The organism is Actinomadura sp. (genome assembly GCF_044508335.1).
GTDB lineage: Bacteria > Actinomycetota > Actinomycetes > Streptosporangiales > Streptosporangiaceae > Spirillospora.
This window is the reverse complement of sequence record NZ_JBIQHY010000202.1, coordinates 1-5688: the sequence shown is the minus strand read 5'-3', so window position 1 is coordinate 5688 and position 5688 is coordinate 1. Positions and strand designations below refer to the sequence as shown.

The 5688-nt window shown below is 72.9% G+C and carries 4 protein-coding genes; 1 reads left to right on the top strand and 3 read right to left on the bottom strand.

The features are described from left to right. Positions 1–87: 87 nt before the first annotated feature. Positions 88–1287 carry a TIGR02678 family protein gene (locus tag ACIWVC_RS33940; RefSeq protein ID WP_396451770.1) on the bottom strand — a complete coding sequence of 400 codons (1200 nt, stop codon included), beginning with the start codon at positions 1285–1287 and terminating at the stop codon, positions 88–90. Then, a complete protein-coding gene (locus ACIWVC_RS33935; RefSeq protein ID WP_396451772.1) occupies positions 1284–2831 on the bottom strand; it encodes a TIGR02677 family protein in 1548 nt (515 codons plus the stop codon). The genes ACIWVC_RS33940 and ACIWVC_RS33935 overlap by 4 nt, the downstream gene beginning before the upstream one ends. A 202-nt stretch (positions 2832–3033) precedes the next feature. On the opposite strand from ACIWVC_RS33935, the gene ACIWVC_RS33930 reads away from it, so the two are divergent. Beyond that, entirely contained in the window at positions 3034–3810 is a 777-nt protein-coding gene (locus tag ACIWVC_RS33930) for an NYN domain-containing protein (protein WP_396451773.1), read from the top strand. On the opposite strand, the gene ACIWVC_RS33925 is transcribed toward ACIWVC_RS33930, so the two are convergent. After that, on the bottom strand, positions 3761–4834 hold the full coding sequence (locus ACIWVC_RS33925) for a phosphodiester glycosidase family protein (RefSeq protein ID WP_396455119.1): 1074 nt from the start codon (positions 4832–4834) through the stop codon (positions 3761–3763). The two genes, ACIWVC_RS33930 and ACIWVC_RS33925, sit on opposite strands and share 50 nt — an antisense overlap. Positions 4835–5688: the final 854 nt, after the last annotated feature.

The window sequence follows — 5688 nt, the reverse complement described above, 5'->3', positions numbered from 1 at the left end:
GGAACTCCTCGACGTCGTAGTAGAACATGTCGACCAGCCCGGCGCGCAGCGGCTTCCAGCGCTCGGACGTCGGCAGCGGCATGCCGCTCATCCCGCGGCCCTCCTCGTGCTCCCCGTGGGGGGACGACCCCCCACGGCTCCCGGCTCACGGACGGTCGGTTCCTCGACGGCATAGCGCGCGATCGCCGGACGCGCCCGGACCAGCCCGCCCGGCAGCACCTCCACCAGCCGCAGCGCCGCCAGCTTCCCGAGCGCGATGTCCAGCAGCTCCTCCTCCGCGCCCGGCTCGGTCACGCCCTTGCGCCAGAACGACTTGTGCCGCCCCGCCGCGTCCCGGACGAACGCCTCCAGCTCGTCCCGCCGGGCCTCCCCGCGTCCCGCCAGGTGCTCGGCGACCAGCAGCGTCACGTGCCCGTCGGTGCGCTGCTCCGGCATCCGCACGTCGGTCAGCTCGTCGTCCGGATCGACCATGGCGATGCCCTCCGCCCGCAGTTCGGGCACGAGACCGGCCGCCTCCTCGATCCGGCGGGTGATCGCGACGCGCTGGGAGACGAGGTAGCCGCGCTCCGCGTCGTCCAGGTCGTCGTAGTACACCACCGGGTCCTCCAGCAGCCGCCGCGTGAGGCGGCGCCGCAGCGCCCGGTTCCGCAGCTCGTCGGTGTCCGGGACGGGCTCGTCGGTCAACTCGGCGAGCCGCTCCTCGAAGTCCTCGGCGGCGACCGTGGACGGCCCCCGCACGCCGGCCGGCAGTGACGCGAGGACGACCCGGCGCACGTCGTACAGGACGTCCCCGGACGCCGACAGGTACGACTCCTCGTCGCCGGAGACCCGGCGCAGCACGCCCCAGCCGAGCAGCAGCCGCACCACCGCGACCAGGTCGGCGCGCTCCGCCCGGCTCTCCAGGGTGAACGGGAACGCCAGGTCGGGCTCGGCGGCGGCGTTCAGCACCTCCTCGGCGAGCCGGCCCAGCGTCGTCTGCGCGTCGGCGCGCTCCAGCACGGCCAGCGCCAGGCACAGCACCACATAGCGGCGCCGGCCGAACGCCTCCCCGGCCCTCCCGCGCGCCGGATGCGTCCCGTCGTCCAGGGTCGGCGCCGTCTTGAACAGGCGGGCGGTCTCGGCGTCCACATGCAGGCGCCAGCCCGTCTCCCGGCTCAGCCAGTCCCGCAGCTCCGCCTGGTACCGGCGGACGAGGACGAGATCCTCCGGATCGGACTCGAGCGTCAGCAGCGGCCGCTTCAGCAGCGCCCGCAGCGCCGACCGCGGCCCCGCGAGGTCGTCGATCACGCCCGGCCCCCGCTCACGTCGGTGATCTCGATGATGTGCTCGGGGCCGGTGAGCACACCGTCCTCGGTGGCGATCCGGACCTCGCCGCCATCGGGAACGAGCGACAGCCGCACCTCCATCGACCCGTCCCCGGTGATCGCCTTCACCTCGTTGTCGCCCGGCGACCGCGCCGCCAGTGCGTCCCCGAGCAGCGCCAGGAACAGCCGGAACGCCCGCGGGTCGAGCACGCCCAGTCCGGACAGCGGCACCGGGCCGGCGGTGCACAGCCGCGCCCGCGCCGCCGCCGTCTCGGCCGCCTCCCGGTCGGCGCGCTCGCGCAGCAGCCGGCGCAGCTCCGACCGGTCCTGAACGCGGTTGGGCTTGCCCCGGCGCTCGTACGAGCCGGTCCGGCGCAACTGCGGCGAGATCCGCACCGGCGGGGCGTCCGACCACGGCAGCCCCTGCGGGGACTCCTCCTCCCACGCCGCCACGGTCGCGGCGGTGACGGTCAGGTGGCGGGCGGACGTCAGCCCGAACGCCGCCCTCCACAGCCGGTGCCGCGCCTCCTCGTCCGGCGCGTCGGCGAACCAGCGGGCCAGCGTCCGGAAATCGGCGGACCGGTCCGACCGGCCCGAGCGGCGCTCGTTCAGCAGCCCCACCGTGTCGATCAGCTGCTTGATCGCCGTCACGGCCGACTGCCGCAGCAGCCGCGCCTGCGACGGGCGGGCCGTCCCGCCGGACACGAACCAGTCGCGCAGGCCCCGCCACCGGTTGCGCCACGACTCCAGCGCCGCGGCCTCCGCGCGGCCGAACGCCTCGGCGGCGTCCGCGCCCTCCGGCACCGCGTCGGACGCCTCCCGCCGCGCCGCCAGCGTCAGCAGCCGCTCATGCCCGCGCGACTCCACATCGTCCAGCAGCGCCGCGATCCGGGCGCCCGAGTTGGCGAGATCGGCGATGAACCGGTTGATGTAGTCGATGAGACGTTCCTTGTAGGCGATGAAGCCGTCGACGTCTCCGTCGGAGAAGTCGATCGCCCGGCGCAGCGACGCCATGAACGCCTGCGCGTTGTCGGCCAGCGAGGAGAACCGCTCGGCCAGCGCCAGCAGCAGCAGGTGGACCTTGGCCGGGTCGGGGTCGGGCTCGTCCGCGAGGGCCGCCAGGCCCGCGAGCCGGTCGGCGATGTCGGTGAGGGCCACGGACTGGAGCACGCCGCGGCGGCCGATCGCGTCCTCGTAGAACGCGATGGCCTGCTCGGCGGCGTGCCCGGCCGCGGTGAGCTGGAACAGGAACCGCTTGCGGTGGAAGTCCTCCACGGTGGTGACGCGGCCGGTGTCGGCGTCGGCCCGCAGGTTGCCCCACTCGACGAGCTTGCCGAGCGCCTGCGCCAGTTGCTCATCGCTTTCGAGGCGCAGCTCGGCCGCCACGTCCTCGGGGCGCAGATGGACGATGAACCGCTCCTTGGCGCGCGCGAACGCCAGCAGCACCTCCCGGTAGAGGGACGCGTTCGGCACGCTCAGATGGGCGAATGGCTGTGGTCCGTCCGGCCCCGAGTCCAGATCAATCACCACCTCATTGTGGGGGCCCCGCGAGGGGAGGCGCGCCGACTTGCGGACGCCCGTCCAGCTCCGGTCGGTCGAAGCCCCTCGGAAGTCAGCTGCACTGAGCCGCCCAAGGCTGCGCTCGCCCTTGCGAGACCCGGGACACCGCGAGTGCGCCGGGATGCGGGCGGCCTCTGGTGTACTAGGTCACGTACTCGGGAGGCGGTTCATGGTCAGCGATAACACCGACAGGCTGGCGGTGCTCATCGACGCCGACAACGCGCAGCCCAGCATCGTCGAAGCGCTGCTGGCGGAGGTCGCGAAGTACGGCACCGCCCACGTCAAGCGCGCCTACGGCGACTGGACCGGCACGAGCCTGCGGGGCTGGAAGGAGCATCTGCTCGACCAGTCGATCCAGCCCATCCAGCAGTTCGCCTACACCACCGGCAAGAACGCCACCGACGCGGCGATGGTCATCGACGCGATGGACCTGCTGTACTCCGACCGCTTCGACGGGTTCTGCATCGTCTCCAGCGACAGCGACTTCACCCGCCTGGCCGCGCGGATCCGCGAGTCCGGCCTGACCGTGTACGGGTTCGGTGAACGCAAGACGCCCAAGCCGTTCGTGGCGGCCTGCGACAAGTTCATCTACATCGAGAACCTCACCTACGACCAGGGCGCGGCCGCACCCGCGGCGACGCTCAAGCCCGCGCCCCCGACGTCGGCCGCGAAGCTCAAGCAGGACGCCGCACTCGTCAACCTCCTCCGCAACGCGGTGGAGGCGGCCTCCGACGAGGACGGCTGGGCTCCGCTGGCGTCCGTCGGCCACATCATCACCAAGCAGCGCCCCGAGTTCGACTCCCGCAACTACGGCTACGCCAAGCTCAGCGACCTGATCGCCGCGACGACGCTGTTCGTCATGGACCGCCGCAGCCCCGGCGACGGAAAGCCCCCGATCATCTACGTCCGCGACAAACGCCACCACGACAAGAAACCGACCGCGTAGCACCCGCTCGAAAGACGCCGATGCCGTTGGCGACGGCGCGCTCTCCGCCGTCCGCCGGGGTGTTGCGGACGGTCACCGATGCGGCGCCGGGGTCTCGGGTGACCAAGGTCGAGGAGCCGCCGCCGTCGAGGTTCACCGCGTCGTCGGCGCCCAGCTCGTCCAGCAGATCCGCCAGCTCGGCGAGGGTCAGGCCGCCGCTCCGCTCCGACCGGCCGTCCACCACGACGAGGAACAGGTGCCGCCCCCCGCGGCTCACCCCGGCCGCGGTGCGCGGTGCCGGTCCCTTGGGGCTCACGTCCAGCGGATCGCCGTCCCGCAGGATCGGGATTCCGCCCACCGCGAACCGGAAGCGGACGGACCCGGCGAAGCGGTAGGAGACCCGCACCCGGTCGCCGGGCCGCAGCCGGCGCAGCGCGTCGGCGCCCTCCTCTCTCCCGACCAGCACGGTCGTGCCCGCCGGGATCGCGCCCGCGCCCACCGCCTCGGACACGCCCGCGACCACGCCCCGCCGGACGGTCACCTCGGCCGTGTTCGTGCTGCACGGTGCGCTGCGCACCTTGTCCGTCCCGCACACCGCGCGCCGCCGCGACACCGCGCCCCACCGCGAATCGAACGCCCCAACGCCGCCGACCCGGATCGCGTACTGGTTGAGCCCGCGCAGCGCGATGGACCTCTTCCCAGACCGGACGACCCCGGCCAGCCGCAACCGCGCCACATGCCCGCGCCGATCGGCCCCTACCCCGATGACGCTCTCACCGGACGCACCGGGCGGCAGCGCGGGCCCGAACCGCTGCCCATCCGGCACCGCCCCCTTGAGCGGACGCCCTCCGACCACCTCCGCACCGGACGACGCCCCCGTCGGCGCAACCCCGTCATGCGTCTCGCTGGCGTTGAAGAAGTCACCGTTCACGCCAGCCACCGCCCCCTGCGCGTCCGCCATCTCCGACACCGTCCGGCGCGCGGCGACCACGGGCGGCCGCAACAGACCCACGAAGACCTTCGGGCTGCGCAGATCGACGTCCACCAGATCACCCGACACCCGCCCACGGCCCCCGAACGTCTCGAACGTCCGAAACCTCACCCCAGGCGCGATCCGCTCAGAGGAGGTGAACCGCACCTCCCCGCCCCCGGCGAAGGACGGCAGCCCCCACCCCCGCACATCCGTCCGCCCCCCGCCCCCGGCCTTGTCCGCCCCAGCCCCGTCCATTCCCGGCGGTGCCGCCGTCGCCGCGACCGCCGGCGCCGCGACCGCCGGCACGTGCCCGGCCAGAACCATCCCCGCAACGACCACCCCGGCCGCGACCCATCGCATCCGACGCCCTCTCAGCGACCCCCGACCCGCTGATCATGACGCGCCTCCACCCCCACACGTTGACTTGCGGCGTGTTGCCCAAAGAGCGCCCCGATAAGGGCAACACGCCGCAAGTCAACGGGAACGGGCTCGTCTTGTGGCAAGCCGCTTGCGTATGAGCCGGGGGAGGAGTCACTCCGTCCCAGCCGGCTCGCGGCTTGCCCGCGCGGTCGCGGGTTCGGCTCTGGCCGTGTCGCCGCCTCGCGCGAATCCCTGCACAACGCGACAGAGGCGCCGCACATGCGACGCCTCTGTACGCGGTAGGCCGGGCGGGGGCGCGACAGAGGCACTGCGCATGCGGCGCCTCTGTGAGCGGCGGGTTGGGTGGGCCTTGCCCCTACCCGGTCTTACGACCTCACCCGGTCATATGAATGAGCTGAATGAGCACCACCATGACGTTAGGCGTCACGGTGAGCACCAGAGCGGCGGTTAGAACCTTGTGCAAGAGACGGGTCACGAAGAATCCCATTCGCTAGCATCCACCAACCCGGTACGTCCGGGTTTCTGGGGAGAGAGCGTACTAAGCC